We start from the raw sequence: 26,712 nt of genomic DNA on the forward strand, positions 1-26,712 counted from the left end.
TGTAAAATACATATTATTAAATACAAAAACCTGAACCAGTATTAATAAAGGAATAATGAATAAATTATATATAAAAGATTTATTTAACATTTATTGAATGGTATCAATCAAACTTTTAATTTCTTCTCTGTCAATGTTATTAACTATATATACTTTTTGAATATTGCCCATATCTTGAAATAATTCTACGGAAATGTCCCAGTTGCCAGATTCATCATCAATAGTTTTACTACTTATTCTACCTATAAGAATACCCTCTGGGTAAATTCTCGATTTACCATCAGTCTCGATGGTATCTCCGATGTTTATATTTACATACTTAGGTATGTCAGATAGTTTCATGATTCTAGAATCTTCACCATCCCACAACAAAGTTCCGTAATATTTATTAGATCTTAAACGAGCATTAACTTTTGTGTTTTTATTTAATATAGACATAACCTTTGAAAAGTTTGGAGTTGAGTTAACAATCATACCAACAACTCCAGTGGATGTAATCACACCCATTTCAGGTTTGATATTTTGGCTAGTACCTTTATTAATTATTAAATAATTATTTACTCTGTTAATTGAATTTGAAACTATATCAGCTGGGGTGTAATGATAGCTCTGTTTATATTTTGTAGAATCTAATATTTCAATATACTCGGGCTTAATTTTTTTAGATTTACCTAAAAATAAATTTCTGTAATAATTATTTTCTTTTAAAAGTCTATCATTCTCATGTTTAAGATTGAAATAGTATTTAAAATTAGAAATTTTAGAATCTATACTTCCTTTAAAGGAAATAATTTTATTTTCTAATATTGAATTATGATAGATATTTTCACTAAAAGTAAATGTTAGAGCTAAGGTCTGTAAAAATAAAAATAAAAAAAATCTGCTATTTTTTAATAAGAACTTAGATAATACAGACATTTATGCAATTTTAAAAGTTTTTTAATGCTACTTTATTAAAAAATTTTCAAATTTTTCAATGTTTTTAAGAGCTATTCCAGTTCCTCTTACAACCGCTCTTAATGGATCATCAGCTATAAATACAGGTAAACCAGTTTTTCTACTTATCCTTTGGTCAAGCCCTCTAAGCAATGCACCTCCACCAGCTAAATATATGCCTGTATTATATATATCCGCGGATAATTCAGGAGGAGTTCTTGATAAAGTTTCCATAATAGCATCTTCTACTCTAAGGATTGATTTATCAAGGGCTCTAGCCATTTCTTTGTAGTTAACCATAATTTCTTTAGGTTTACCAGTTATGAGGTCTCTACCTTGTACCGGTAAATCATCTGGAGGGCTTTCTAATTCTTCTAAACCTGAACCCACTTCCATTTTTATATGTTCAGCTGTTTTTTCACCTATAAATAGATTATGATGAGTTCTTAGATAATAAACAATATCATTTGTAAATACATCTCCAGCTATTTTAATTGAGTTGTCGCATACAATTCCTCCAAGTGCGATAACAGCAATTTCGGTTGTGCCTCCCCCTATATCAATAATCATATTGCCCTTGGGTTGAGTAACATCAATTCCAACACCAATAGCAGCAGCCATAGGCTCATATATTAATTTAACATCTTTCGCATTTACTTTTGTAGCAGAATCTTTAACTGCTCTTTTTTCAACTTCCGTAATTCCAGACGGAATGCATATAACCATACGTAGTGAAGGAGTAAAAATTTTACCTTTGATCCCAGGGATTTGTTTAATAAATTCTCTAATCATATGTTCAGAGGCACCAAAATCCGCAATTACTCCATCCTTTAAAGGTCTTATAGTCTTAATGTCATCATGAGTTTTTCCTTGCATTTGTTTAGCCATGTCACCAACAGCTATAGGCTTACCAGTTCTTCTGTCTAAGGCTACAATAGAGGGACTATCAACTACGACTTTATTATTATGAATGATTAAAGTATTTGCTGTACCTAAATCAATTGCTATCTCTTGTGTTAGAAAATCAAATAAGCCCATTTATTATTATCAATGTTGTAAAATTTAATGATTAAAGTTAAGTTGTTATATTCTATATCATAGATATTTTAAGAATGATATCTGCAAAGATATAACTTCTTGTTTTAAAAAAAATGACAAGACAGAAAATTATTTTATTTAACTAATATTATTTAATGACAGATTAAATTAATTATTATTAAAATTAAAAATTTAAAGTAAAATATCTTACAAATTATAAATTATAAATATAATTTTGGATTAATTTTTAGATTTTAAAAGTATATCTATGAGTAAAGCTACTTTAATTCTAGGGTCTAATCTTGGAGATAAAATAACAAATATAAATGTTGCAATTTCCCATATTAAGATAAATATTGGACTTATTTTAAAAAAGACTATTATCCATAAAACTATACCTGAAGGATTTAATTCTACGAATAATTTTGTCAACTTAGGTTTGATTGTTGAAACCCATTTGTCTCCATTCAGTTTATTAAAAGAAGTGAAATACATAGAGGAGAAAATGGGCAGAGTATATGATTATGAAATTGAAGACAGATATCAAGATAGAATTATTGACATAGATATTGTATATTTTAACAACTTAAGTTTTAAATCAAATTTGCTTATTGTGCCTCATCAAATGCATGTGAAAAGCAGGAAATTTTCAACTAAAATTTTATATGAATTGCAATGAAAATATTTTTTATATTAAAAAAAAAACAATACTTTTACAGACCAATATAATAATATTGAAATTTACAAATTATAGAATGAAAAATATTTATTAATTTAAAAACAGTTATGAATAAAAGATGTATTCTCTTTGTCTTTATGTTATTTTGTTTAGGATTTAAAGGATTTAGTCAGACAGTTAATAGTGAGAATTTTACGGCGGACTATGTGCCTTTTAATAATACAGATAGACAATTTAATGATTGGTCAGTATCCATTTACGCAGGATTGCCATGGTTACAATCCTCTGATTTTACTTCAATAGATAACGGAGCTAGTGGTAAGTGGAGAACAGGATATGATTTCCAATTATCTATTAATAAACAAATTTCACATGCATTTGCGCTTAGCCTATTAGGGCAATATGGTAAGACTAATCAAGGTTACAGGGATGATGATATCAAAGCGTATACTGATTATTTAGGTATAAGCTTATTAGGAGATTTAAATTTAAGTTCGATATTTAGACGTGTAGATAATAGGTCTCATTATAGGTGGGCTTTACATTTATATGCAGGTGTTGGGACCATTCAATATAAAGCATATACTAAAGATATAGCCGGTGGATGGCCAGATTATGTTCAAATGGCTGATGTTAAATTAGGTGTTGGATCATTTTTTGGTCAAGTCGGCGGAGGATTGGCTTACAAATTAAATAATAGATTTGATTTATTATTAAAAGCCATGTATGTTATTACAGGAGACAATGCCTTTGATGGTTCAGGTGAAACAGGTCCTTGGGCTCATCTACATCCAGGTGGAGACTCAGATAATTTTATTACAACTTCATTAGGTCTTAACTATAAAATAGGTAAGCATAGTGAATTCTTAGGCTGGGTAGATCCATTAAGAGATATTTATACAAAACTTCAAACTCTAGAAGATAAGCAAGTATCTGAAGTTTGTGTTTTTGGCGATAAAGACGACGACGGAGTTTGTGATGATTGGGATAGAGAGTTAAATACTCCTAAAGGTGCAAGAGTGGATGGATCTGGAGTTGCATTGGATGTTGATATGGATGGTGTTATTGATTTATATGATAAATGTCCAACTTTTCCTGGTCCGGCATCAAACGATGGATGTCCATTACCAGAGCAGTTAGCAAAAACTTTAAATGATGATATTATCGTTAAATTAGGAGGGATAAACTTTAATTTTGATTCAGATAGAATTTCGTTAGATTCACAACCTGTTCTTGATCAAGTGGCTGATGCTATTATACAGTATGGTGGAGGTCGTAGTTTCTTAGTTGAAGGGCATACGGACGCTGTAGGTACTCATGAGTATAATATGAATCTATCTAAAAGAAGAGTTGCATCAGTAATTAAATATTTAGCATCAAAAGGAGTTAGTCCATCTCAATTAACAGGTAGAGGTATGGGAGCGACTGATTTAAAGAATCCAGAATGTAATCCTGCCTCTAAATGTCCAGAGTGGAAGAATAAAGAGAATAGAAGAGTGGTATTTAAGCTATTGGAAGAAACCAATTAATATATCTTTATTATCAATAAAAAAACCGATGTACCCATCGGTTTTTTTATTTCTTAATATTAACAATACATAGAAAAGCAAAATTTTATCTTTTAGTTATTTTCTAAAAAACTAAAATAATCCCTTAATATTTTAGCATTTGATGCATTCTTCGTATTGATTTCCAAAATCTTAGGTTGGTTTGAAGAAGAAAAGAATATTGGTAAATGATCTTCTAATTCATCAATACAACTTATTTCTTTATATATAAGATTAAATTCTTCCGAAATTAATTTAGCATTCCTATTATGTTTAGTTACAAAAAACTCATTTAAAGCAGTTGAAATTTGATCAGGACCAGAAATGATATTGAATATGTCTCCACCACCATTGTTCATCAAGATTATTCTGAATGTATTGGGTATATACTTATTCCACAAAGCGTTAATATCATAAAAAAATCCTATATCACCAGTGATTAAAACTGTCGGATTTAATTCAACTGAAGCAAATCCTATAGCAGTAGAACTTGATCCATCGATACCACTGGCTCCTCTATTGCAAAAGACTTTATTTTTAGCATTAAAATTAAATAGTTGAGCATATCGTATGGCTGAGCTATTGGACACTTGTAAATTATAAAAATTTGGAATTTTAGCATCTAAAACCTCCATAACTTTCAAATCTGAGTAACTTGAATTTTTTAAGAATTCATCGTGTTTTAAATTTTTAATTTTTTTGTGATTTAACCATAATGTGGAGTATAATGACTCTTTAGATGGTAGGTCATCCAATTTTTTGAGAAAATTTATAGGATTGGTTTTTATTTTCTCAGTCAGGCAAAAATAAGTATCTGGATGCCAATGTTTATCTAAATGCCAATGTTCTTTTAAATTTGAATTTCTTAGAAATACTTTAATTTTTTTAGATACAATATTCTGCCCAATAGTTAATAATAAATCAGGATTAAATTCTTCATCAATATTCTTATCGGTTAATGATGAAATATACCGATCAATATTAGAGTAAAATAAATCGGACTTTAGATTTGAGGTTGTTTCAGTAAGTACTATGGTATCTTCTCTACGTGCAAGGCTTTCAAGTAAAGAATTTAATTCAGGATTAGGTTGTTGCATTCCCACTAAAATCATCTTTTTCTCATAAGAATTCCACTTATTTATTAGATGGTTCCAATTATAATTATCTGATGCAAATTTTGGAAGTGCTAGTTTTTCAATGTTTATGCTTAATGTATCAGTTAATTCATATAATGGTTCCGAAAAAGGAATATTAATGTGGATGGGACCAGAGCAATTGTAAAGTTGAGTAATTGCTTCTTTGATAGTTGAAAAATTATCATATATCGATCGGTCGTCATTTCCTTCAGATAATTGATATGTTCCATAAATATGATTATGATAAATATTTTTTTGTCTAATGGTTTGCCCATCAAAGATATCAACAAAATTTTCTGGTCTATCAGCCGTCAATACTAGCAATGGAATATTTTGATAATAAGCTTCAATAATTGCTGGATAATAGTTGGCGGAAGCTGTTCCACTTGTACAACAAATAACAATTGGTTTTTTTTTGGATTGAGCCATTCCTAAGGCAAAGAAAGCAGCGGATCTTTCATCAACTATACTATAGCATTTATATCTAGTGTCTTGCGTGAAATGAATCGTTAATGGAGCATTTCTAGAGCCTGGTGATATAATAATATCGTTAATTCCAAATGCGTAAAGCATTTCACCCAATAATTGAACAGAAACTTTTGTACTGTACATAATTCTTTAAAATTTTAAATAAAAAAGAGATTAAATACCTTATTTAATCTCTTATACTAAGTTTAATACTTAAATTCAATATGTTAATAATCCACCATTGACATTTAAAACATGGCCTGTAACATAGTTTGATAAATCACTGGCTAAATAAAGACAGGCATTTGCAATATCTTCTGGTGTTCCACCTCTTTTCAAAGGAATGTTATTTCTCCATTCTTGAATAATTTTTTCATCTAATACCTCCGTCATTTCTGTTTCTATAAATCCAGGAGCGACAACATTACAACGAATATTTCTAGAACCTAATTCAAGCGCTATAGATTTAGAAAATCCTATTATTCCAGCTTTAGAAGCTGCATAATTGCTTTGACCTGCATTTCCTTTAATACCAACAACCGAGCTCATATTAATTATAGAACCCTTTTTTTGCTTCATCATAGGTTTAGTAACAGCTTTGGTAAGATTAAAAACTGAATCCAAGTTTACCCTTAAGACCTCATCCCATTCTTCCTTGCTCATCCTAAGAATTAAATTATCTTTAGTAATACCAGCGTTATTAACTACCGTATCAATATTTCCAAATTCTGCAAGAACATCATCAATTAGTTTTTGTGTAGCATTAAAATCAGAAGCATCCGATTTATATCCTTTAATTTTAACTATGGAAGATAATTCGTTTTCAAGTTCTTTAGCTTTACTTTCAGATGAAGCATAGGTAAAAGCTATATTAGCCCCATGTTCAGCAAAAACTTTAGCAATTCCTTTTCCTATCCCGCGGGTAGCTCCAGTTATAATTGCCGTTTTTCCTTCAAGTAATTTCATATTTAATAAAGTTTAGATTTGAACAAAAATTATAAAAATGTAATATTATTGAGCAATTTCCAAAGACATACTTTTTCCGTTAAAGCTTAACTTATTAATTTTATTAAGCAATTGGGTAGTATAATTTGAATCAACCTCAAAAAAAGTAAATTTATCTCTAATATCAATATCTCCAATATCAGCTCTGGCTCCTTTTGTATTTTTATTAATAAGGTCAATAACCGTAACCTTATTAAGATTATCTTTTTTTCCTAAATTAAAAAAGAAGCGTGTAAAATTTCCTTGTTTTTTATTACGTCTATTATTTGAACGATCGCTGGAAGATTTAGCATTTCGATCTCTTTCTCTTCGGCTTCCTCTATCTCTACTATTATTTCCTCTGTCAGTACTTCTTTCATTTTTGTCAATCGGTGCAATATCTTTCTCGTTTTTATAGAAATTCCAAGTAGATTTTAATTCTAAATACATAATACGTTTGTATAATTCTTCTTTAGAAATAATTGAAAGATCTGGAGTATTTGATAATGTAAAACTTTCTGAATCTAAATTTTCAGTAAGTAATTTATCTGAAAGGTATATTTCTTTTGCCTTAAGAATAGTTTCTTTTGTAGGAATAGGCATTTCTTCCACTTTTATAGAAGTTTCCTTTTTAATCCTATTAAATTTAAACATTTCGCTAGGACGAATAATTGCAATAGAATCTCCATTTTTACCAGCTCTACCAGTTCTACCACTTCTATGTACAAAAACCTCAGGATCATCAGGCAATGAAAAATGAATAACATGCGTCAAATCATTTACATCTAAGCCTCTAGCTGCAACGTCAGTGGCAACAAGAATTTGAAGGTTTTTCAAACGAAACTTTTTCATAACCGTATCTCGTTGAGCTTGAGATAAATCTCCATGAAGAGCATCGCAAGAGTACCCTTGCTGCATAAGAAAGTCTGCAACGCTTTGAGTTTCGACTCTAGTTCTACAAAAAATTATTGAGTATATATCTGGATTGGCATCTAGTATTCTTCTTAAACCGTTATTTTTTTGCCTATCTCTAACAAGTACAAATTTGTGAGTAATATTCTTTTTTACTTCATTGATTCCACCTGCAGAAATTTTATGAGCCCCCTTCATATAATTTTTAGCGATACTTTCTACCTGTTTAGACATTGTGGCGGAAAATAAATAGGTGCGTCGATCTTTTGGAGTTTCAACTAATATGGTTTCTAATTCTTGCTTAAAACCCATGGAAAGCATTTCATCAGCTTCATCTAAAACTAACCATTGAACTTCATTGAGTTTAAGAACCCCTCTTTTTATCATGTCGTTAACACGTCCCGGTGTACCTATCACAATCTGTGGATTCTTTTTTAAACCTTTAATTTGATCTGAAATACTAGAACCTCCATAGACGGCTAAGGACGAAACATTCGACAAATATTTGGAATAATTTGCAATATCCCTTGAAATTTGTAAACATAGTTCCCTAGTAGGGCAAAGTATTAAAGCTTGAACTTTTTTTATATTTTCATCTATTTGCTCCAATATAGGTAAAGAAAATGCTGCTGTTTTGCCAGTACCAGTTTGGGCTAAAGCAATTAAATCTTCTTCTTTTGATAGTAAATAAGGAATAGTTTGTTTTTGTATTTCGGTAGGTTCAGAATAACCTAATTCATTGATGGCCTTTAATATAGAATCTGAAAGACCATACTGCTCGAATAAATTCATTAAAAATTTTTAAAAATGTATACAAAGATAGCACTTGTTTATGAATTAACAATTGCAAAACAAGGTTTTATGTATTTGATTAGAACTATTAACTATACTTTATAATTTCAATGATTTTTTTTACATCTCTAATTTGTATTTTCTTTCCCTTGGTTTCTAAAAGGTTTTCACTTACAAAATTTTTTAAAGTGTGAATAATACTTTCTCTTGAATATCCAATTAAATCAGCAATTTCAGTACGAGAAAGATCAATGCCTTGATAATCTTTATTACAGTATTTTAATACAAACATAGCCACTGCACCTTCAACATTTTTAAAATTTAAATTGATCATCCATTTCATTTCTTCAATTAATTTAGATTCAAAGAGTTGAGTGATTTTTAAATTATATTCAGGATTGCTACTGCAAATTCTGTTGAAAAACGCTTTCGGAATTATGAGAAATTTTGTATTTGTAAGGGTTTGCATACTATAAGGATAGTTTCCTTTTAAAAGATAATCTTTGCCTATGAGGTCATTATGCTTGGGTATGTATAAAATTCTTTTCTTTTCTCCAGATTGAAAGGTTAATTTGCAATATCCTTTAATTATTATATATATATTAACAGCAAAGCTTCCTTGTTTAAAAACACACTCTCGAGCTTCAAAATCTACAATTCTACTATTTTTATGGATTAATTCCTGTTGTTCAATAGGAAGATTCTCATAGCATGGAATTGTATAGGATTTTTTAAGCATTAATCTAAAAAAAAAGTGAATTTTTTCACTTACAAAAGTATATATATTGTTTTTAATTACAAAATAACTTCACTGATATTTAGTCATATTAAGAAAATAATAACTTTAAATTTGTTTATGTAAAAATCAATGTTTATTGAGATATTGTTAAAATATTTTTAACTAATACTATATTTTTTAATGATTTACTAAAATTCAATCAACATTAAAAGACAAATTTAAATGAATATAATTAGTTATTTTTTTGGGGAGTTAAATTCTGAAATTCTAATTTTTATGGAATTAATAGTAGTTTTAGCTGCTATATTTATCGGAGCCAAAAAAGGAGGATTAAGCTTAGGTATTTTTGGCGGATTTGGTTTAGCTATTTTAGTTTTTATTTTTAACCTTAAACCACAATCTCCACCTATAGATGTTATGTTAATGATTGTAGCGGTCATAACAGCAGCAAGCACTTTACAAGCTTCAGGAGGTATTGATTATATGGTTAAAGTAGCCGAAAAACTCTTAAGAGCTTATCCTCCAGCTATAACATTAGTGGCTCCAATTGTATCATATTTATTTACTTTCATTGCAGGAACTGGGCATATTGCTTATGCTCTTCTACCCATCATATCTGAAGTAGCAACAGAAGCAAAGGTTCGTCCTGAAAGACCTTTAAGTATTTCAGTCATTGCATCGCAACAAGCAATTACTGCAAGTCCAATTTCGGCGGCTACTGCAGCTTTACTTAGTGTAATTGCTATTAAAAACCCAAGTATTGGATTATCGGATATTTTAATGATTTCAATACCTTCAACATTAATAGGAGTTATAGTAGCATCAGTTGTACAAATGTTTATTGGTAAAGATTTAGAAAAAGATTCAGCCTATTTAAGTAGAATCAAGAATGGTGAATTAAAAGAGAAAACAGATCTAAATTCTTTAAATTATAAAGTTTCCAAAGGAGCAAAATATTCAGTTTTAATTTTTTTATTGAGTGTATTACTAATTGTTATATTAGGTTCCGTAGATAATTTAAGACCCTCTTGGAACGGTGCTTATATGGAGATGTCACACATTATAGAAATAATTATGCTAGCTTCAGCAGGGCTGATGATACTCATTACAAAAACTAATGTTGTTCAAATAGCTAAAGGGAATATTTTTTCAGCAGGAATGCAGGCAGTAATAGCAATTTTTGGTATAGCTTGGATGGGGGATACTTTTTTCGGAGCAAATATTGATTTCTTTAAAGGATTACTTACCCATATGGTAACAGAACATCCGTGGACGTTTGCTATTGCTCTATTTTTAATGTCAATTATGTTGTTTAGCCAAGCAGCAACAGTAAGAGCATTAATGCCTTTAGGGGTTTCATTAGGTATACCAATTCCTAGTTTAATAGCTATGTTTCCAGCGGTGAATGGATACTTTTTTATTCCAAACTATCCTACCATAGTAGCTGCGATAAATTTTGATAGGACAGGTACTACTAGTATTGGAAAATATGTTATTAATCATTCTTTCCAGATACCAGGATTCATTGCAACGATAATATCTGTTTCTATGGGATTTATTATTGCTTATCTAATACTTTAATCAAACAAAATCAAATAAATAGTTATGTATAGAATAGAAAACGATTTAATAGGGGATTTACAAGTACCAGTAAATGCTTATTACGGAGTTCAAACTCAAAGAGCGGTAAATAATTTCCATATTACCGGGATAAAATTATCGCAGTATCCTGAACTGATTAAAGCACTTGCCTATGTAAAGTGGGCAGCGGCTGAAACCAATTTTGAATTGGGTGTTTTGGATGAAAACATTAAAGATGCAATTGTAAAGGCATGTAAAGAAGTTATTGAGGGGAAATATAACAATGAATTTCCTAGCGATGTTATCCAAGGTGGTGCTGGAACTTCAACCAATATGAATATAAATGAAGTAGTTGCGAATATAGCTTTAGAAATAATGGGACATCAAAAAGGAGAATACCAGTATTGCTCTCCGCATGACCATGTAAACCTTTCGCAGTCCACTAACGATGCTTATCCAACTTCAATAAAGTTAGCAGCTATTAATTCCAATGCGATTTTAATTGAGCATTTACAATTACTTATCAATTCTTTCAGAGAAAAAGGCAAAAGCTTTAAGTCTGTTTTAAAAATGGGAAGAACCCAGTTGCAAGATGCAGTACCAATGACATTGGGGCAAGAATTTGAAGCATTTGCTGAAACTTTAAGCGAAGATGTAGATCGATTAACCCAAAACTCAAATTTATTTTTAGAAATTAATATGGGAGCTACCGCCATTGGTACAGGATTAAATGCTATACCCGGCTATGCAGAATTATGCGCTGAAAAATTGGCTAAAATCTCTGGGCATCCGTTTGTATCTGCAAAAAACTTGGTAGAGGCAACACCGGATACCGGTTCTTATGTAATATATTCATCGGCATTAAAAAGAGTGGCTATTAAGCTTTCCAAAATTTGTAATGATTTAAGACTGCTATCCTCAGGGCCTAGATGTGGATTAAATGAAATAAACTTACCAGCCATGCAGCCCGGATCTTCCATTATGCCTGGAAAAGTAAATCCAGTGATACCTGAAGCCATGAATCAAACCTGCTTTAAAGTCATAGGAAATGATTTAACGGTTACTATGGCAGCAGAGTCTGGACAATTGCAATTAAATGTTATGGAACCTGTAATTGCTTACAGTATTTTAGAATCTGTTCATATATTAATTAATGCCCTAGATTGTTTAAGAATTAATTGTATAGATGGAATTACAGCTAATGAGCAACATTGTAAAGATATGGTATTAAATAGTATAGGAATCGTTACTGCATTAAATCCTTATATTGGATATAAAAATAGTACAAAAGTAGCCAAAGAAGCTTTGGGAAAAAACAAAAGTGTGTATGATCTAGTTCTGGAATACAAACTATTATCAAAAGAAAAGCTAGACGAAATTTTAAATCCTGAAAATATGTTAGGACCGCATAAATATAACTAACAATAATAGTAAAATTATTGTTAAAAAGCCTATGTAATAAATTTCACATAGGCTTTTTAAGTTTTATTTTTTAATAAAAAATAAATAAGTTTAGATAATATATGATTGAAAAAATTAATAATTACATAATTTTTTTGAAAAGGTGTAAAAATCATAGCATTGATTTTCCTGTTTATTATATATTTGCCACGATTCTTAAAACTTTGCAGTTTAAATTTATAAATTGAAATATTAAACCCAAATAAAAATGAATTTAAAAGAATTTAAAAGATTTATAGCTTTAGCGATGGTAGTACTATCTGTACTATTCATTAATGCTCAAAAAAAACCGACAATATATGTTTTAGCTACGGGTGGAACTATTGCAGGAACTGGTGAATCATCAACCTCTTCAGCTTATAAAGCAGGAAGCATAGGGGTTGATCAATTATTGAAAGCTGTACCTGATTTGGCTAAAGTTGCTGATATTAAAAGTGAACAAATTGCTAATATAGGAAGCCAAGACATGAACATTGATGTTTGGTTGAAGTTAGTAAAGCGTATAAATGAGTTAGCGAAAGATGAGAATGTGGCAGGCTTTGTAATTACACATGGAACAGATACCATGGAAGAGACCTCATATTTTTTAAATTTAACAGCTAAAACAAATAAGCCCATTGTATTAGTTGGAGCTATGAGACCTTCAACAGCAATAAGCGCAGATGGACCTAGGAATTTATTTAATGCAGTAGCATGTGCAGCAGATCCGTCCGCTAGTGATCAAGGAGTTATGGTAGTTATGGACGATAAAATTTTAGGAGCAGATGATATTGAAAAAGTCCACACCCTTGAAGTAGGAAGTTTTGATAACCCAAATTATGGATATTTAGGGTTCATATACGATGGGAAACCTTATTTTACAAGAAAATCAACTAAGAAACATACAAATAATTCTGAATTTGATGTTACCAATTTAACGGTTTTACCCAGAGTAGATATTATTACTGGATATGCCAATGCAGATCGATTATTTGTTGATGCAGCAGTTAAAGCAAATACCAAAGGAATAGTATATGGAGGAGTGGGAAATGGAAACATGTCTACCGATGTACTAAATGCATTAACAGAAACAGCTAAAAAAGGTATACCAGTGGTAAGATCGTCTCGACTACCGGTAGGACCAACTGCACAGTGGGATGAAATTGATGATGATGCTAGAAATTTTGCAGCTTCATGGTTTTTAACACCTCAAAAATCTAGGATTTTATTAATGTTAGCCTTAACGAAGACTAAGGATTACAAAGAAATCCAAAGAATGTTTACTGAATACTAATAGATAAGAATATAAATTAAAAAACAAATCAAAAAAACAAATTAAAAAATGAAGAAAACTTTAGCAACTTTCTTTCTCTTTGTATCAATAATAAGTCTTAAAGCACAGGTTCCAGACAGTGTTAAGTCTGCGAATACGAGTACTGAGCCAGGAATAAAAACGGTTGTAGACTATCTTTTAAAAAACAAAGAGTTAATAAATATTAAATTAGATACCCGATTTGATTATCAAGGAGTTTTTAATGAAAAAGAAACAGAACAAAACTCTTTAGTTACTCAAACTCTAAAAATTGTAGCAGACGGCCAAATAACTCCAGGCATAAGATATATGTTGAGACAGAGATTGAATAGACCCCAAACTACATTAGCTAGAGATAATGCCGGTTATGCAACTGATTTTGCATATTTAGAATTTGATGCTGGTAAAAGATGGACATTTAGAGTGGGTAGACAATTTGTAATATTTGGTACATTTGAATACAATTACAATCCTGCGGATGTGTACATACCTAGTATGATCTATAACGATTTAGAAAGTTATGCAACAGGTTTAAATGTATCTTATAAAGTTGCAAAACAAGTTTTCAACGTGCAAGTCGTTAATTCTACAGCACCACAATTTGCAGATAAAAATTACTCAAATAAAGCTTTAGCTGGACTATTTTTATGGGAAGGAGATTTATTTGATGGGGTTGTTAAAACTAGATACGGACTTGGACTTTTTCAACACGACGGAAGTAAGTACTTTGGATGGTACACTTTAGGGAATCAATTAAATATAAATAAATTTTCTACCAATTTAGATTGGTATATAGGTACAAGAACTATGGATTTTAATTCAGTAGTTCCTATTTATAATGAAGGAGATTTAAGAGAGGTAAGAGACCAAGCAGCATCCGTATATATGAAATACGATTTAGGTAAATTCCAACCCATTTTAAGAGGAACTTGGAGTCATAGAAAAGATCTTCAATCAGGAGGCTCTTATTCAATTACGGGTATACAAGGAGGATTAGAATATTATCCATTTAAAGGCAATCCATTGCTTGAAAACTTAAGACTTCACGCAATATATGGATATAATAATACAGATTATTCAGGTGATTTCAAATCTTTAGATAGCTTTGATACTAATTATGTTATAGTAGGTATGAGATGGTTATTTAAAATCATGTAATCTAGATTTAAATAAATAATAAAAAAGAAGAAATAATTTATTTCTTCTTTTTTTGTTTATAAATCACACATTATAATAGTAAAATATCTACTATATAGATTTATAATTTTCCTTTTTTAATATATATTTGTCTTTACAAATAAAGGTACAATTAAATCATTTTTTTATGAAAATATTAATTATTGGGAATGGAGGTAGAGAACATGCAATTGGTTGGAAGATTAAGAAGGATAATCCAGAAGTAACCCTATACTTTAGTAAAGGAAATGCAGGTACAGAAACCTTGGGTGAAAATTTAAACTTACAAACGATTTCACAATTAACCGAATTTGCAGAAAAAACTGAAATTGATTTAACAATTGTAGGATCTGAAGAATTGTTGGTAGATGGTATTGTTGATAGTTTTCAAAGAAATGGTTTAAAAATATTAGGACCACATAAAGCTGCTGCTTTGCTAGAAGGAAGTAAAGAGTTTGCTAAAAATTTTATGCATAAATATGGGGTAAAAACCGCCAAATATAAAGTGTTTAATAATTTTACTGAAGCCCACGAATATGCTAAAGATCATGAATATCCATTAGTAATTAAAGCAGATGGCTTAGCAGCGGGGAAGGGCGTAGTAATTTGCGAGGATCAATACGAAGCTGAAAAAACTTTAGATGATATATTAAATAAAAAAATTTTTGGGGATGCAGGTGCACATGTTGTGATTGAAGAATATTTAGAAGGATTTGAAGCCTCTATCTTATCCATATACAATGGAAAAGATATTTTTCCATTTATATCAGCCAAAGATCACAAAAAAATTGGTGAGGGAGAAACAGGATTAAACACCGGAGGTATGGGCGTAGTTGCACCCAATCCTTATTTTACCAATGAACATTTTGAAGCATTTAAAAAAGATATATTACAACCTACCCTAAAGGGTTTAAAAGAAGAAAAATTATTTTTTGCAGGTGTTATATTTTTCGGTTTAATGATTACTAAAGATGGAGTGTATTTATTAGAGTATAACATGAGAATGGGAGACCCTGAAACTCAAGCAGTACTTCCTTTGTTGAAAAATAACCTTTTAGAGGTATTTAATTCAGCACTTCATGGAGAACCTATAAATTTAGATTGGGAAGAAAAGCATTCCGCATGCGTAGTTTTAACTTCCGGAGGATATCCACTAAATTATGAAAAAGGGTTTGAAATTAGAGGACTTGATAAGGTAAATACCACATGGTTTATAGCAGGAGCAACAAATAAAGAACATAAAATTGTAACCTCTGGAGGAAGAGTTCTTAATGTAGTGGGTGTAGGAAATTCTTTAGAAGATGCAAGAAAGATTGCATACAACGATATTAAAAATGTTCATTTTGATTATGAATATTTTAGACATGATATCGGAGAAATATAGATTTTTTATTTAAAACAAACAAAAAGCGATTAAAAAATTAATCGCTTTTTGTTTATAGAATAATTAAGTATAAAAAATCTTAATCAATTTTATAATATATAACATATAAAATATTTTAATTTGTAATTTTAGATAATTAACATTTAAATAGCTTGATTTAACTTTATGACTTCCATTCAATTTAAAAGAATTACTTCTATAGATATGCTAAGAGGATTAGTTATATTATTGATGCTCTTGGACCATGTAAGAGAAACATTTTTTCTTCATTTACAACTTTCCGATCCTATAGATGTTAGCCAGGTTTCAACTTCACTATTCATAAATAGAACTCTAGCACATATTTGTGCACCATCATTTGTTTTTTTGGCGGGAATATCTGCCTATTTATTTCAGGTAAGTAGAGGTGGAAGCAAAAAAGAAGTATTTAAATTTTTATTTAAAAGAGGAATATTTCTAATTGTATTGGAATTAACCTTAATTAATTACGCATGGACAGGAATTTTTCCTCCCAAAATTATATATCTGCAAGTTATTTGGGCGATAGGAATTAGTATGGTAATTTTATCCGTATTATTATGGATACCTAGAAAATTATTGTTCTTAATAGCAATATCAATTATTGTAGGGCATAATTTATTAGATTCTATTCATTTCAATAAAGATTCAATATTTTATATACCCTGGTCGATTTTACATGATAGAGGATGGATTGAATTTACTTATTTAAAAATCAGAACCTCTTATCCTATACTACCATGGATTGGCGTAATAAGTTTAGGCTACTCTCTAGGTTGGATTTTTAATAAATCAACTCCAAGCCCATTTAGACGTAAAATATTATTATATACCGGGATATTAATGTTCATTCTATTTATGGTTATAAGATATCTAAATTTCTATGGAGAAAAACCTTGGGAATTTTTTACGAACCCCACATTAACGTGGATGAGTTTTTTTAACATAACCAAATATCCACCATCGTTTCTTTTTTTATTATTAACCTTATCGCTAAGTTTTATATTGTTATATATTTTTGAACTGATTAGTACAAAATATGATATTAAATATTTAGAGACTTTAGGTAGTGCACCTATGTTTTTTTATATATTACATCTATATGTATTGAAAATTTTATACATACTTTGTGTTCAAATTTGGGGATACAATCAGGGTGAATATTTTGGTTTTAAAGATGTATGGCAAATTTGGGTAGCTACAATCTGTCTGGCTGTAACTTTATATCCATTAGTACAATGGTTTTCAAAATTTAAAAAAAATCACAAAGAAATTAGATGGCTTAAGTATCTATGATGATCAAGTTATTGTTATTATACTTAAAGATATAGACCTAAAAACTTTAAATTACTTTGGTAAGTGAACGGTTAACTGTGGAAAAGGAATATTAATATTTTCTTTTTCAAATCTTTCATAGATAGTTTCGTTAAGATAATAGTAAACCGTCCAATAATCAGGTGTATTAGCCCAAACAGAAATCAGTATATCTATGGAACTATCATTTAATTTATGGAGACCTATAAAGGGTTGAGGAGTATTTTGAATTAATGGGTTTTCAATAATTATATCATTTAAAATTTGTTTAATTTTAGCCATAGAAGTTCCGTAATCTACCCCTACGGTTATAGCAACCTTACGCATAGTTTGGGTAGAATAATTTAGAATATTCCCTGAAGATAATGGTCCGTTAGGTATAAAAATAGTTTTGTTATCAGAAGTTACCAGAGTTGTATATAAAATTCCAATCGATTTAACTGTACCCTCCGTATTTTGAACAGCAATATAATCACCAATTTTTATGGGTTTATTAAGTAGGATCATAACACCCCCGGCAAAATTGCTAAGATTATCTTTCATAGCCATACCAATGGCTAAACCAGCAGAAGCTAAAATTGCAGCAAAAGAGGTGGTTTGTATGCCTAATATTCCAACAATTACAAGAATTAGTATTATGTTTAAAGAGATATGAATTAAGTTATTTAAAAAACTTTTTACAGATTTATCTATATCTCTAGTATCTAAAATGTGACGAAGAATCTTTTTTAGCCATTTAATTAAAAATCTACCAACAATATATATTAATGTACATATGATAATCTTTAATCCTAAATCAAAGATTAATATCCAAAACTTATCCAGTATTATCTTAATTGTTTCTGTATTTAATATATTCTCCAATTTAATTTGATATAAAAACATGTGATTAATTTAAAGATAGATGTAAATTTAATTAAATATGTTTGATTAGAATAAAATATGGTGTAAATTATTTCATAAATATACGACAAGTTATAAATATTAAAAAATTCATACTTTTGTATAATATATGGATTCAAATAGACAAAGAAAGGTTAATCAACTGTTGCAAGAGGAATTAGCAGAAATTTTTAGACAGCAATCTGCCAATATAGGAAAGAATTTACTGATATCAGTTACAGAAGTTAAAGTGTCGGTAGATTTATCTACCGCCAAAGTTTATTTAAGTATTTTCCCCCCTGAAAAAAGATCTGACCTAATTGAAGAAATAGGTATTGTAAAATCTCAAATAAGAAAGATTTTAGGACTAAAATTAGCGAAACAATTAAGACGTATACCCGAATTAATTTTTCGTTTAGATACTACTCTGGATGATATTGAGAAAATTAATAAAGCCTTAAAAGATGGAGACGAAAACAATATTCTTAATAAGTGAAAAACTTATCCCTTCATATAGCCTTTAGGTATTTTATTTCTAAAAAAAGTACACAAGCAGTTAGCATTATCATGTATACATCTTTGATTGCTATTGCTATTGCTACCTGTGCAATGTTTGTAATACTTTCAGTTTTTAGTGGATTAGAACATTTTAATATAAAATTTTTTAGTGATGTAAATCCCAGTCTTAAAATTTCACCTGCCTCAGGAAAAACCTTAAATAATATTGAGAAACTAAATAAGATTTTATCAACCAATCCTAAAGTAAAATCTTTTACAAAAGTAATTGAGGAAAAAGTTTATGTACATTATAACAATAAAGATGAGATTGCTTATTTAAAAGGAGTAGATGAGAATTTCCTAAACGTCATAAAATTAGATACTTGTTTTCAGGCGGGTAAATTTCCAAGTTCAGCCTCTGACAATGAAGCTGCATTTGGCAATGCATTGGCTTATCGCTTAGGTTTGCCAATCAATGATCAGGAAACGGCTTCTTTATACATGCCTAAACCAGGAAAGGGACTATTAAAGAATACTGATGAAGCTTTTGAAACTACTCAGGTTCACATGACAGGTGTTTTCGCCTTAAACGATCAATATGAAAACTATATTTTCGTACCGTTACAAGTTTCTCAAAAATTACTAAATCTATCTAATAATAGTGCTTTTTCAATTGAAATAAAAGCTCAAGATAAAGATATTAGTTTGCTTCAAGAACAACTAAAAAAAGATTTAGGAACAGACTATATTATATTAAATAGGCAAGAACAAGATGCTTCCTTTCTTAAAATGATGAAGATTGAACAATTATTTATTTATCTTATTTTTATATTAGTTATAATAATTGCATCTTTCAATTTAGCAGGAGCGATTATTATTATTATATTAGATAAAAAAAATCAATCAAGATCTTTAATATCCATGGGTTATACAATACAAAAACTTAAAAATATGTTTTTTGTAACAGGATTAATCATAGCCGTTTTTGGGGTTCTGATTGGAATTATATTAGGAACTCTTTTAACATGGGTTCAATCACATTTTCATTTAGTAATGGCAAATGCCTATATGCCTTTTCCTATACATTTTGAATTTTACAATTATGTTGTTGTTTTAGGTACGACCATAGTTATAAGTACTTTGGTATCGTATTTATCTTCCAGACGTTTAAATTTTAATTAAATCTTAATAATTCTTATAAAATAAATTGCTCAAAAGAATGAAAAAAGTTAGAAAAGCAGTTATACCGGCAGCAGGACTAGGAACAAGATTTTTACCGGCTACAAAAGCGATGGCAAAAGAAATGCTTCCAATTGTAGATAAACCTACGATTCAGTTTATTGTTGAAGAAGCTATTAAATCAGGAATTGAAGATATACTTATAGTAACAGGGAAAGGAAAAAGACCTATTGAAGACCACTTTGATTCTAATCCGGAATTAGAGATAAATCTTAGAGAGAAAGGCAAAAATGAATTATTAAAATTAGTTGAAGAAACTACAGATATTAATTTGCATTTTATACGTCAGTCACACCCTAGAGGTTTAGGACATGCAGTACTTCAGGCAAAAGCCTTTGTAGGAAATGAACCTTTTGTAGTAATGCTTGGAGATGACCTTATGGAAGATTCAATTCCTCTCACTAGGCAATTAATCATGGATTATGAAAAAACCTATGCATCAACCATTGCAGTAATGAAAGTTCCTGAAGAAGAAACTTCTAAATATGGAATTATTGCTCCAGAAAGAATGATTGAAAAAGGGTTATATAATGTTTTAAATTTTGTTGAAAAACCCAATCCAAAGGATGCTCCTAGTAATTTAGCTATTATAGGAAGATATTTATTAACTCCTCAGATATTTGAAATTCTAGAAAATCAAGCTCCAGGTGCGGGTGGGGAAATTCAGCTGACTGATGCAATAGATAATCTAAACAAAGTACAAAGGGTTTTTGCCAGAGAATTTTGTGGAACACGTTACGACGTGGGGGATAAATTCGGATTTATTAAAACAAGTATTCAATACGGTTTAGTACACCCAGACGTTAAAGAGAATTTACATAATTATATTCTTGAATTAGCACAAGAATTACAAAAAAGTAAAAAATAAAATCAACGTACGTAAATTATATTTTTATTGTAAGAAATATTTTCTAAATTTGAGCGTTGTAAATGAAAGTATTTCAATTATATAAAATAAAAATAACACTATTATTGTTTGTAGTTTTACTTCTTTTTAAAGTCGTAAATCTTCAAGAATACTTGCATATACATAAAGATCACGTTGAAAATTCTTCACATAAAAAAAGTTGTGATCTTTGTAATTCTATTTTCCATTATGGAAAAACAGAAGTTTGCCAAAATTTTGAATTTGAAAATTTTCGAATAAAAGTAAACCAATTAGTATTAATTCAAGAGAAATCAATTGGTTTAATAATTTCACTTCACAATAAATATCTTACTACTCAACTCTACAATAGGCCACCGCCAAGTTTATCATAATTCGTGTTATTTTCAGTGATTAAAATATTTAAAAATTAATAATCTAATAATAAATTACAACTTTTCCTTATTTACTAGGGGATCTAGTTTGTAAATTTTTTTATGATTATTTATTCAATATTTTATTTTAAAAATTGAAATGTTTACAATGAAATTATTATGATAAACAATTTTTTATGAAAAAAATTTTAGGGATATTTTTTACATTTTTTATACTTATAAATATTTCATCCCAAACCAACTTGTGCAATTATATCTTTAAAGGTAAAGTTATAGATGGACAAACAAATCAATCGATAAAAAATGCAACAATATTACTTAAATCAGAGAATGGTAATAATTATCCTGAAGTGATCTCAGATAGTTTAGGGAACTTTCTACTAGATTCTGTGTGTGCAGGAAACTATAGGATTTTGGTATCATCGAATAACTATAATTCTAAAGAAGTAGAATTAAATATAAGTGATAATATCTTTCTAGATTTAGATTTATTAAAACTTTCAGAATTAAGTGATGTAATTGTTATAGGCAAAAAGCAATTAAAAAATACACAAACTTCCGTTGAAAATAAATTATCAAAAGATAAGATAAATGCGTATTCGGATACCAATTTAGGAACCCTTTTATCTACTATTGCAGGAGTAAATATACTGAGCACAGGAAACAATGTAGTAAAGCCTGTCATTCATGGAATGCACAGCAGTAGAGTTCCTGTAATGAATAATGGAATCAAACAAGAAGATCAACAATGGGGAATTGAACATGCTCCGGATATAGATTTAAATGTAGCAAATTCTATTTCAATTATAAAAGGAGCCGGAGCGTTGCAATATTCCGGAGATGCAGTTGGAGGGTTGGTATTAATTGAACCTAAAAAATTAACCACTCAAGACACATTGATGGGGAATCTGTTAGGTTCTTATATATCTAACGGTAGAGGTGGAAACATTTCTGCAAACATTGAAAAAGGGTGGGGCAATGGCTTGTCAATGAGATTACAAGGAACATATAAAAACTTGGGAGATCTCTCTGCACCCCATTATAATTTATCCAACACCGGAGTAAAAGAAAATGACTTTTCTTTTCATTTGGGATACAATAAACAAAGATATGGGATTGAAGCTTTTTATAGTTATTACGGGCTTGAATCAGGGATTTTAAAATCTGCGCATATCGGTAATTTAACGAATTTAGTGAATGCTATAAATAGCAGAGAGCCTTCAATCATTGAGAAATATACTAGAAAAATTTCTGCACCCAAACAAAAAATAGAACATAATTTAGCTAAGATAAACACGTATTATCGCTCAACCTTAGGCACCTTTAATTTGGCTTATGCCTTTCAATATAATAAAAGACAAGAATTTGACATTAGAAGAAGCGAATTTAAAAATAAACCGTCTTTAGATTTAGAACTATCAACACAAAATATAAATTTTGATTTTGATCATAACTATTGGGGGAATTTAAAAGGAAAAATGGGGATTTCTTATATCTTTCAAGAAAACAAACCTCAGGCTGGAACAGGAGTTGATCCTTTAATTCCTTATTATAAAAAAAATAGTTTTGGAATTTACTGGCTAGAATCCTATGAGTTGACCAATAAATTAACTCTAGAAGGCGGGGTTAGATATGATTATCAAAAAATAAATGCATTAAAATTTTATAAAAAAGCTAGATGGCGAGCTTTAGGATATGACAGTAAATACTCATCATTAATTAAAGACGATGTAGGTCTAAGTTATTTAGTTAATCCGAAATTAAATTTTAATGGTTATTCCGCAACTTTAGGTTTAAATTATAAAATTAACCATGCCAATCAACTCACCTTTAATTATTCTTTAAGTAGTAGAGCTCCCAATCCAGCCGAATTATTTAGCGATGGATTACACCATTCAGCCGCCGCGATTGAATTGGGTGACTTAGAGTTGGGGAATGAAACAGCAAGTAAATGGATTGCCTCTTTTAAATCAAAATTATTAAACTCCAAATTAGATTTAGAATTGGTGCTTCATTATAATACCATTAAAGATTTTATTAATGAAATACCTGTTGGTGCGGAATACACTATTAGAGGAGCATTTCCTGTTTGGAAATATATTCAAACCAATGCGGAAATATATGGTATGGATATTACAGCAGATTATAGATTTACGAACAATTGGAATCTTTCTTCAAACTTTTCTTATTTAAGGGGACAAGATACCCAAAACCACTTAGCGTTAATTAATATGCCACCGACCAAATGGGTAAATTCAATTGAATATAGAAATGGAAATTTGAATAATTTTTTCGCTAAGTTAACTTCTATATCCGTATTTAAACAAAACCATTTCCCTGATTATAATTTTAATGTTGATATCGTAGAAAATGGACAAATTATTCCTACTCTTTTAGATTTGAGTACTCCGCCTTCAGCCTATCAGTTATTTGATTTTACTACAGGTTTAGCATTTCACGTAACAGATAAAAATCAAATAAAATTGTCATTAACCATTAGAAATATTTTTGATACCTCTTATCGAAATTATATGAATCGATTGAGATATTATTCAGACGAGACAGGCAGAAATATTATATTTCAAATGCAATATGATTTTTAAAACACTTTAAATAATTTAAATAATATGAGAAACATGACTTTTAAAATTACTATTTATTCAATTTTTTTATTCCTTTTAGGGTTTGTAACCTCTTGTTCTTCCGATGACGATCATGTAGTTCAGCCAGAACATGAACACGAAGAAGTTAGTAAAATTGTTTTACATTTTACAAATATTAACAAACCATCGGAAATTATTGAAATTCCTTATGAAGTCCCTGAAGGATCTACACAGTATCCATTAGCTAAAATTAATTTACCAGCTGGTAGTTATAATGTTGAAGCCCATTTATTCGCCCATGAAAATGATCAATATCATGAAATAACAGAAGAAATTTTTAAACACGATGCGGATGACCATTTTATATTTTACCAAATACTAAACGGTAAAGGATTAACCATTGCCTATACAAACAATGATTATGTAGATACTGCAGGCAATAAACTTGGTTATAATACTGTATGGACTGTTACAGATGAAGCAAATAATTTACCGGTTTATTTATATTTACTTCACCAGCCTGCAAATAAAAAACAAGACGCCGTTTCATTACAAGAACTTGGAGGGAATATTGATTTGGAAGCGCACTATCAACTGAACTAATTCATAGATTATTAATGATATAAGGCCCTTGATTAGTCAAGGGCTTTTATATTTCTATAAGAAGATAGTAAATGTATCAAATCCATCATAAACTCTATGATCTATGATATTATAATGAATATAAGAATAAATCTTAATTAAACTTCAAATTTATTGGAAGTATTAAAGGATATATTAAAAAAATGATAATTCTTAATTATTGACCTATCTTGTTTAATATTATAGAGAAATCAGATGATTTTAATTAGTAATTATAATTTATAAACCTCATGGATAAAGTACGTTTACATGCATATATGATTAAATAGAAGAAATAAAAAAGCCTTTGAAAAAATTCAAAGGCTTTTTTTATAAAAAGTATAGCTATTAATTCAAATTAAAAACTAAATTTTTTCATAACACCAACTTTGATAGCTTTACCAAAGGTAAAATCAAAGTCTTTGCTTGTGGTGTAATTTTTATAGTCTGCAGCGACATTAGTTTTTGTATCGCTCCATTCAACTCCACCAAAAGAAACGTTAAGACCAAAATTATTTTTAAAGTTTATAAATAAAGCTGGGGTGAAATCGATATAGTAACCATATTGTCTTTGTCTACCTAAATCGTCGGAATAAGTACTAGCAGTGCTATAATCTCTTACCGTAGAGTTTTGTCTACCTTGAATGTATCCAGCACCTAAGTCTCCATAAATACCAAAAGTTTCACTAAATGGATGGTAGTAACGAATAAAACCACCAATTTTAGTTGTATAATTATTTAATTTATCTTTAAAAGCTAAATCTCCATTGATATCATAAAATTTTTCAGAAGATTCACTGTATGATAAATCAGATTTGATACCTAAATAAAAGTTATTAGCTACTTCGTAAGCTATTACTGGGCTAAAACTAAAAGTATTTGTACTTACATCATCAAAGCCATCCACTCTGCTGTAGCCTAAATCTGTTCCTAACATGATAGACCCTTTTTGGGCATGAACAGACAACACGCTAACAATAGTAAAGGCTACTAATATTATTTTTTTCATGTTGAATTTTATTAAATTTTGAGTAATTGATTTCTTAAAAACTGTTATTTTCTACAAATAATTATAGAGAAAAGTTTTTAGAAATACCGATGTTAAATGCATTACCAAAAGTTAAATCAAATTTACTTGATTTAAGATCGCTCTTATTCTGTTTTAAATGGCTGTATTCTATACCACCAATGTTAAAGTTTAAACCAAAATTGTTTTTAAAGTTGATAAATAATGCAGGAGTAAATCCAATGTAGTAACCATCTGCTTTACCAGCATCTGTTCCGCTAACTGTAGTTTTTAGCTCTTGCCATCCAGCACCAACATTTGCATAAACAGAGAATGTTTCACTTAAAGGTTGAGTATAACGGATGAAACCTCCAATTCTAGTATTTTTATTGGATGTATCATGATCAACATCTTCTTTGGCAAATTTTACATCAGCGGCAATTGTCCAGTTATCAGCAATCTGAACCCCTAAATATGGATTCCAATTGTAAGAATCTAGCTGAGTTTTAGAATCTCCAAATTTAGTTTCATTATGAGAATAACCTATATTACCTCCTAATAAAATACTTCCTTTTTGTGCGTTCATAGTTGACAATCCAAAAACTACTGCTGCAAACAACACTAACTTTTTCATAATTTTCCTTTTTTTATAAAATAATTTAAATTCAAAAATTTATTTAAAATCTAATTCTAAAACCACCATATAAATTTAAGTAGCTAGAATTTTACCTAAGTCTAATATTATAAAATACCATGCCAAAGTTAAAATTTTGTTAACAAACTAAATTTATAGAGAAAATTTAGATGTGGTAAAACTAATATCCTTAACAAAAGTATCACTAATAAGATTTAGCTTTTTAACTAAAAATTCTTTGCAAATATAAAAAAATAGAATAACTATATAATTTTTATATCACATAAATAGTATTTTTTTTATAAAAAACTTTCTTTAATAATATAAAATTAAGTTTTCAATTATAATTAATTGGTTGATATATAGTTATTTGTGTGTAAATTTTTTGATATTTAATTTTATAATAAATAAAAATTATTGTAATAGATTTTTGTTTAAGTGGATTAAAAACACTAAACAATCACATTAAAATGATTTTGCGATTATAATAATTTTTAATATCTAATATAGTTT

The 26,712-nt window shown here is 29.4% G+C and carries 23 protein-coding genes; 14 read left to right on the forward strand and 9 right to left on the reverse strand.

Annotated elements, in window-relative coordinates; translation table 11 throughout:
• Positions 1-90: 90 nt before the first annotated feature.
• Positions 91-918, reverse strand: a complete 828-nt coding sequence (gene mreC / locus ETU10_RS04770; RefSeq protein WP_146262351.1) for a rod shape-determining protein MreC — start codon at positions 916-918, stop codon at positions 91-93.
• Positions 919-945: 27 nt separating this feature from the next.
• Positions 946-1,974, reverse strand: coding sequence for a rod shape-determining protein (locus tag ETU10_RS04775; RefSeq protein ID WP_146262350.1), 1,029 nt, complete (start codon positions 1,972-1,974; stop codon positions 946-948).
• 268 nt (positions 1,975-2,242) lie between these two features.
• Here ETU10_RS04775 and folK point away from each other — a divergent pair, with 268 nt between their 5' ends.
• Both folK and ETU10_RS04785 read left to right on the forward strand, forming a co-directional pair.
• Positions 2,243-2,653 (forward strand): 2-amino-4-hydroxy-6-hydroxymethyldihydropteridine diphosphokinase, encoded by a 411-nt coding sequence (folK, locus tag ETU10_RS04780; RefSeq protein ID WP_146310281.1) that lies wholly within the window; start codon positions 2,243-2,245, stop codon positions 2,651-2,653.
• A gap of 107 nt (positions 2,654-2,760) precedes the next feature.
• Positions 2,761-4,182 carry an OmpA family protein gene (locus ETU10_RS04785; RefSeq protein ID WP_146310283.1) on the forward strand — a complete coding sequence of 474 codons (1,422 nt, stop codon included), beginning with the start codon at positions 2,761-2,763 and terminating at the stop codon, positions 4,180-4,182.
• A gap of 92 nt (positions 4,183-4,274) precedes the next feature.
• Here the strand turns inward: ETU10_RS04785 and menD are convergent, their stop codons facing one another.
• From menD to ETU10_RS04805, 4 genes are all read right to left on the reverse strand, one after another.
• Positions 4,275-5,948: a 2-succinyl-5-enolpyruvyl-6-hydroxy-3-cyclohexene-1-carboxylic-acid synthase gene (gene menD, locus ETU10_RS04790; RefSeq protein ID WP_146310285.1), complete on the reverse strand. Its 1,674-nt coding sequence runs from the start codon at positions 5,946-5,948 to the stop codon at positions 4,275-4,277.
• Positions 5,949-6,023: 75 nt separating this feature from the next.
• The gene (gene fabG / locus ETU10_RS04795) at positions 6,024-6,770 is read right to left on the reverse strand and encodes a 3-oxoacyl-[acyl-carrier-protein] reductase (RefSeq protein ID WP_146310287.1); all 747 of its coding nucleotides are present in this window, start codon (positions 6,768-6,770) and stop codon (positions 6,024-6,026) included.
• Between the two features lie 45 nt (positions 6,771-6,815).
• Positions 6,816-8,492, reverse strand: a complete 1,677-nt coding sequence (locus ETU10_RS04800; RefSeq protein WP_146292772.1) for a DEAD/DEAH box helicase — start codon at positions 8,490-8,492, stop codon at positions 6,816-6,818.
• An 88-nt stretch (positions 8,493-8,580) separates the two neighbouring features.
• A complete protein-coding gene (locus ETU10_RS04805) occupies positions 8,581-9,231 on the reverse strand; it encodes a Crp/Fnr family transcriptional regulator (protein ID WP_146310289.1) in 651 nt (216 codons plus the stop codon).
• Positions 9,232-9,453: 222 nt separating this feature from the next.
• Here ETU10_RS04805 and ETU10_RS04810 point away from each other — a divergent pair, with 222 nt between their 5' ends.
• The 6 genes from ETU10_RS04810 to ETU10_RS04835 all read left to right on the forward strand — a co-directional run bounded on the left by ETU10_RS04810 (position 9,454) and on the right by ETU10_RS04835 (position 17,438).
• Positions 9,454-10,812 (forward strand): anaerobic C4-dicarboxylate transporter family protein, encoded by a 1,359-nt coding sequence (locus ETU10_RS04810; RefSeq protein WP_246118422.1) that lies wholly within the window; start codon positions 9,454-9,456, stop codon positions 10,810-10,812.
• An 18-nt stretch (positions 10,813-10,830) separates the two neighbouring features.
• Complete coding sequence (aspA, locus tag ETU10_RS04815; protein ID WP_146310291.1) at positions 10,831-12,234, forward strand: aspartate ammonia-lyase; 1,404 nt, start codon at positions 10,831-10,833, stop codon at positions 12,232-12,234.
• Positions 12,235-12,481: 247 nt separating this feature from the next.
• Positions 12,482-13,546, forward strand: a complete 1,065-nt coding sequence (locus ETU10_RS04820) for a type II asparaginase (protein ID WP_146310293.1) — start codon at positions 12,482-12,484, stop codon at positions 13,544-13,546.
• A 48-nt stretch (positions 13,547-13,594) separates the two neighbouring features.
• Complete coding sequence (locus ETU10_RS04825; protein WP_146262341.1) at positions 13,595-14,722, forward strand: porin; 1,128 nt, start codon at positions 13,595-13,597, stop codon at positions 14,720-14,722.
• Positions 14,723-14,888: 166 nt separating this feature from the next.
• Positions 14,889-16,124 carry a phosphoribosylamine--glycine ligase gene (gene purD / locus ETU10_RS04830; protein WP_146310295.1) on the forward strand — a complete coding sequence of 412 codons (1,236 nt, stop codon included), beginning with the start codon at positions 14,889-14,891 and terminating at the stop codon, positions 16,122-16,124.
• Positions 16,125-16,289: 165 nt separating this feature from the next.
• Positions 16,290-17,438 carry a DUF1624 domain-containing protein gene (locus tag ETU10_RS04835; protein WP_146310297.1) on the forward strand — a complete coding sequence of 383 codons (1,149 nt, stop codon included), beginning with the start codon at positions 16,290-16,292 and terminating at the stop codon, positions 17,436-17,438.
• A 51-nt stretch (positions 17,439-17,489) separates the two neighbouring features.
• Here ETU10_RS04835 and ETU10_RS04840 read toward each other — a convergent pair whose 3' ends face one another.
• Positions 17,490-18,341: a mechanosensitive ion channel family protein gene (locus ETU10_RS04840; RefSeq protein ID WP_146310299.1), complete on the reverse strand. Its 852-nt coding sequence runs from the start codon at positions 18,339-18,341 to the stop codon at positions 17,490-17,492.
• A gap of 127 nt (positions 18,342-18,468) precedes the next feature.
• Between ETU10_RS04840 and rbfA the strand changes: the two genes are divergently transcribed.
• From rbfA to ETU10_RS04870, 6 genes are all read left to right on the forward strand, one after another.
• The gene (gene rbfA, locus ETU10_RS04845) at positions 18,469-18,834 is read left to right on the forward strand and encodes a 30S ribosome-binding factor RbfA (RefSeq protein WP_146310301.1); all 366 of its coding nucleotides are present in this window, start codon (positions 18,469-18,471) and stop codon (positions 18,832-18,834) included.
• Positions 18,831-20,018 carry an ABC transporter permease gene (locus ETU10_RS04850; protein WP_146310304.1) on the forward strand — a complete coding sequence of 396 codons (1,188 nt, stop codon included), beginning with the start codon at positions 18,831-18,833 and terminating at the stop codon, positions 20,016-20,018. Before rbfA ends, ETU10_RS04850 begins: the two co-directional genes overlap by 4 nt.
• A gap of 37 nt (positions 20,019-20,055) precedes the next feature.
• The gene (gene galU, locus ETU10_RS04855) at positions 20,056-20,943 is read left to right on the forward strand and encodes a UTP--glucose-1-phosphate uridylyltransferase GalU (protein ID WP_146310306.1); all 888 of its coding nucleotides are present in this window, start codon (positions 20,056-20,058) and stop codon (positions 20,941-20,943) included.
• A 62-nt stretch (positions 20,944-21,005) separates the two neighbouring features.
• The gene (locus ETU10_RS04860; RefSeq protein ID WP_146310309.1) at positions 21,006-21,335 is read left to right on the forward strand and encodes a hypothetical protein; all 330 of its coding nucleotides are present in this window, start codon (positions 21,006-21,008) and stop codon (positions 21,333-21,335) included.
• Positions 21,336-21,511: 176 nt separating this feature from the next.
• Positions 21,512-23,938: a TonB-dependent receptor gene (locus ETU10_RS04865; RefSeq protein WP_146310311.1), complete on the forward strand. Its 2,427-nt coding sequence runs from the start codon at positions 21,512-21,514 to the stop codon at positions 23,936-23,938.
• A gap of 33 nt (positions 23,939-23,971) precedes the next feature.
• Positions 23,972-24,541: a hypothetical protein gene (locus tag ETU10_RS04870; RefSeq protein WP_146310313.1), complete on the forward strand. Its 570-nt coding sequence runs from the start codon at positions 23,972-23,974 to the stop codon at positions 24,539-24,541.
• A gap of 376 nt (positions 24,542-24,917) precedes the next feature.
• Here the strand turns inward: ETU10_RS04870 and ETU10_RS04875 are convergent, their stop codons facing one another.
• Both ETU10_RS04875 and ETU10_RS04880 read right to left on the reverse strand, forming a co-directional pair.
• Positions 24,918-25,568 (reverse strand): outer membrane beta-barrel protein, encoded by a 651-nt coding sequence (locus tag ETU10_RS04875; protein ID WP_146292738.1) that lies wholly within the window; start codon positions 25,566-25,568, stop codon positions 24,918-24,920.
• A 61-nt stretch (positions 25,569-25,629) separates the two neighbouring features.
• Entirely contained in the window at positions 25,630-26,199 is a 570-nt protein-coding gene (locus ETU10_RS04880) for an outer membrane beta-barrel protein (protein WP_146262330.1), read from the reverse strand.
• Positions 26,200-26,712 lie beyond the last annotated feature (513 nt).

The sequence above is a fragment of the Apibacter muscae genome (assembly GCF_007845595.1).
Classification (GTDB): domain Bacteria; phylum Bacteroidota; class Bacteroidia; order Flavobacteriales; family Weeksellaceae; genus Apibacter; species Apibacter muscae.

Coding starts and splice junctions, on each gene's coding strand:
- mreC (WP_146262351.1), bottom strand. CDS start 918: ATGTCTGTATTATCTAAGTTCTTATTAAAAAATAGCAGATTTTTTTTA.
- ETU10_RS04775 (WP_146262350.1), bottom strand. CDS start 1,974: ATGGGCTTATTTGATTTTCTAACACAAGAGATAGCAATTGATTTAGGT.
- folK (WP_146310281.1), top strand. CDS start 2,243: ATGAGTAAAGCTACTTTAATTCTAGGGTCTAATCTTGGAGATAAAATA.
- ETU10_RS04785 (WP_146310283.1), top strand. CDS start 2,761: ATGAATAAAAGATGTATTCTCTTTGTCTTTATGTTATTTTGTTTAGGA.
- menD (WP_146310285.1), bottom strand. CDS start 5,948: ATGTACAGTACAAAAGTTTCTGTTCAATTATTGGGTGAAATGCTTTAC.
- fabG (WP_146310287.1), bottom strand. CDS start 6,770: ATGAAATTACTTGAAGGAAAAACGGCAATTATAACTGGAGCTACCCGC.
- ETU10_RS04800 (WP_146292772.1), bottom strand. CDS start 8,492: ATGAATTTATTCGAGCAGTATGGTCTTTCAGATTCTATATTAAAGGCC.
- ETU10_RS04805 (WP_146310289.1), bottom strand. CDS start 9,231: ATGCTTAAAAAATCCTATACAATTCCATGCTATGAGAATCTTCCTATT.
- ETU10_RS04810 (WP_246118422.1), top strand. CDS start 9,454: ATGAATATAATTAGTTATTTTTTTGGGGAGTTAAATTCTGAAATTCTA.
- ETU10_RS04820 (WP_146310293.1), top strand. CDS start 12,482: ATGAATTTAAAAGAATTTAAAAGATTTATAGCTTTAGCGATGGTAGTA.
- ETU10_RS04825 (WP_146262341.1), top strand. CDS start 13,595: ATGAAGAAAACTTTAGCAACTTTCTTTCTCTTTGTATCAATAATAAGT.
- purD (WP_146310295.1), top strand. CDS start 14,889: ATGAAAATATTAATTATTGGGAATGGAGGTAGAGAACATGCAATTGGT.
- ETU10_RS04835 (WP_146310297.1), top strand. CDS start 16,290: ATGACTTCCATTCAATTTAAAAGAATTACTTCTATAGATATGCTAAGA.
- ETU10_RS04840 (WP_146310299.1), bottom strand. CDS start 18,341: ATGTTTTTATATCAAATTAAATTGGAGAATATATTAAATACAGAAACA.
- rbfA (WP_146310301.1), top strand. CDS start 18,469: ATGGATTCAAATAGACAAAGAAAGGTTAATCAACTGTTGCAAGAGGAA.
- galU (WP_146310306.1), top strand. CDS start 20,056: ATGAAAAAAGTTAGAAAAGCAGTTATACCGGCAGCAGGACTAGGAACA.
- ETU10_RS04860 (WP_146310309.1), top strand. CDS start 21,006: ATGAAAGTATTTCAATTATATAAAATAAAAATAACACTATTATTGTTT.
- ETU10_RS04865 (WP_146310311.1), top strand. CDS start 21,512: ATGAAAAAAATTTTAGGGATATTTTTTACATTTTTTATACTTATAAAT.
- ETU10_RS04870 (WP_146310313.1), top strand. CDS start 23,972: ATGACTTTTAAAATTACTATTTATTCAATTTTTTTATTCCTTTTAGGG.
- ETU10_RS04875 (WP_146292738.1), bottom strand. CDS start 25,568: ATGAAAAAAATAATATTAGTAGCCTTTACTATTGTTAGCGTGTTGTCT.
- ETU10_RS04880 (WP_146262330.1), bottom strand. CDS start 26,199: ATGAAAAAGTTAGTGTTGTTTGCAGCAGTAGTTTTTGGATTGTCAACT.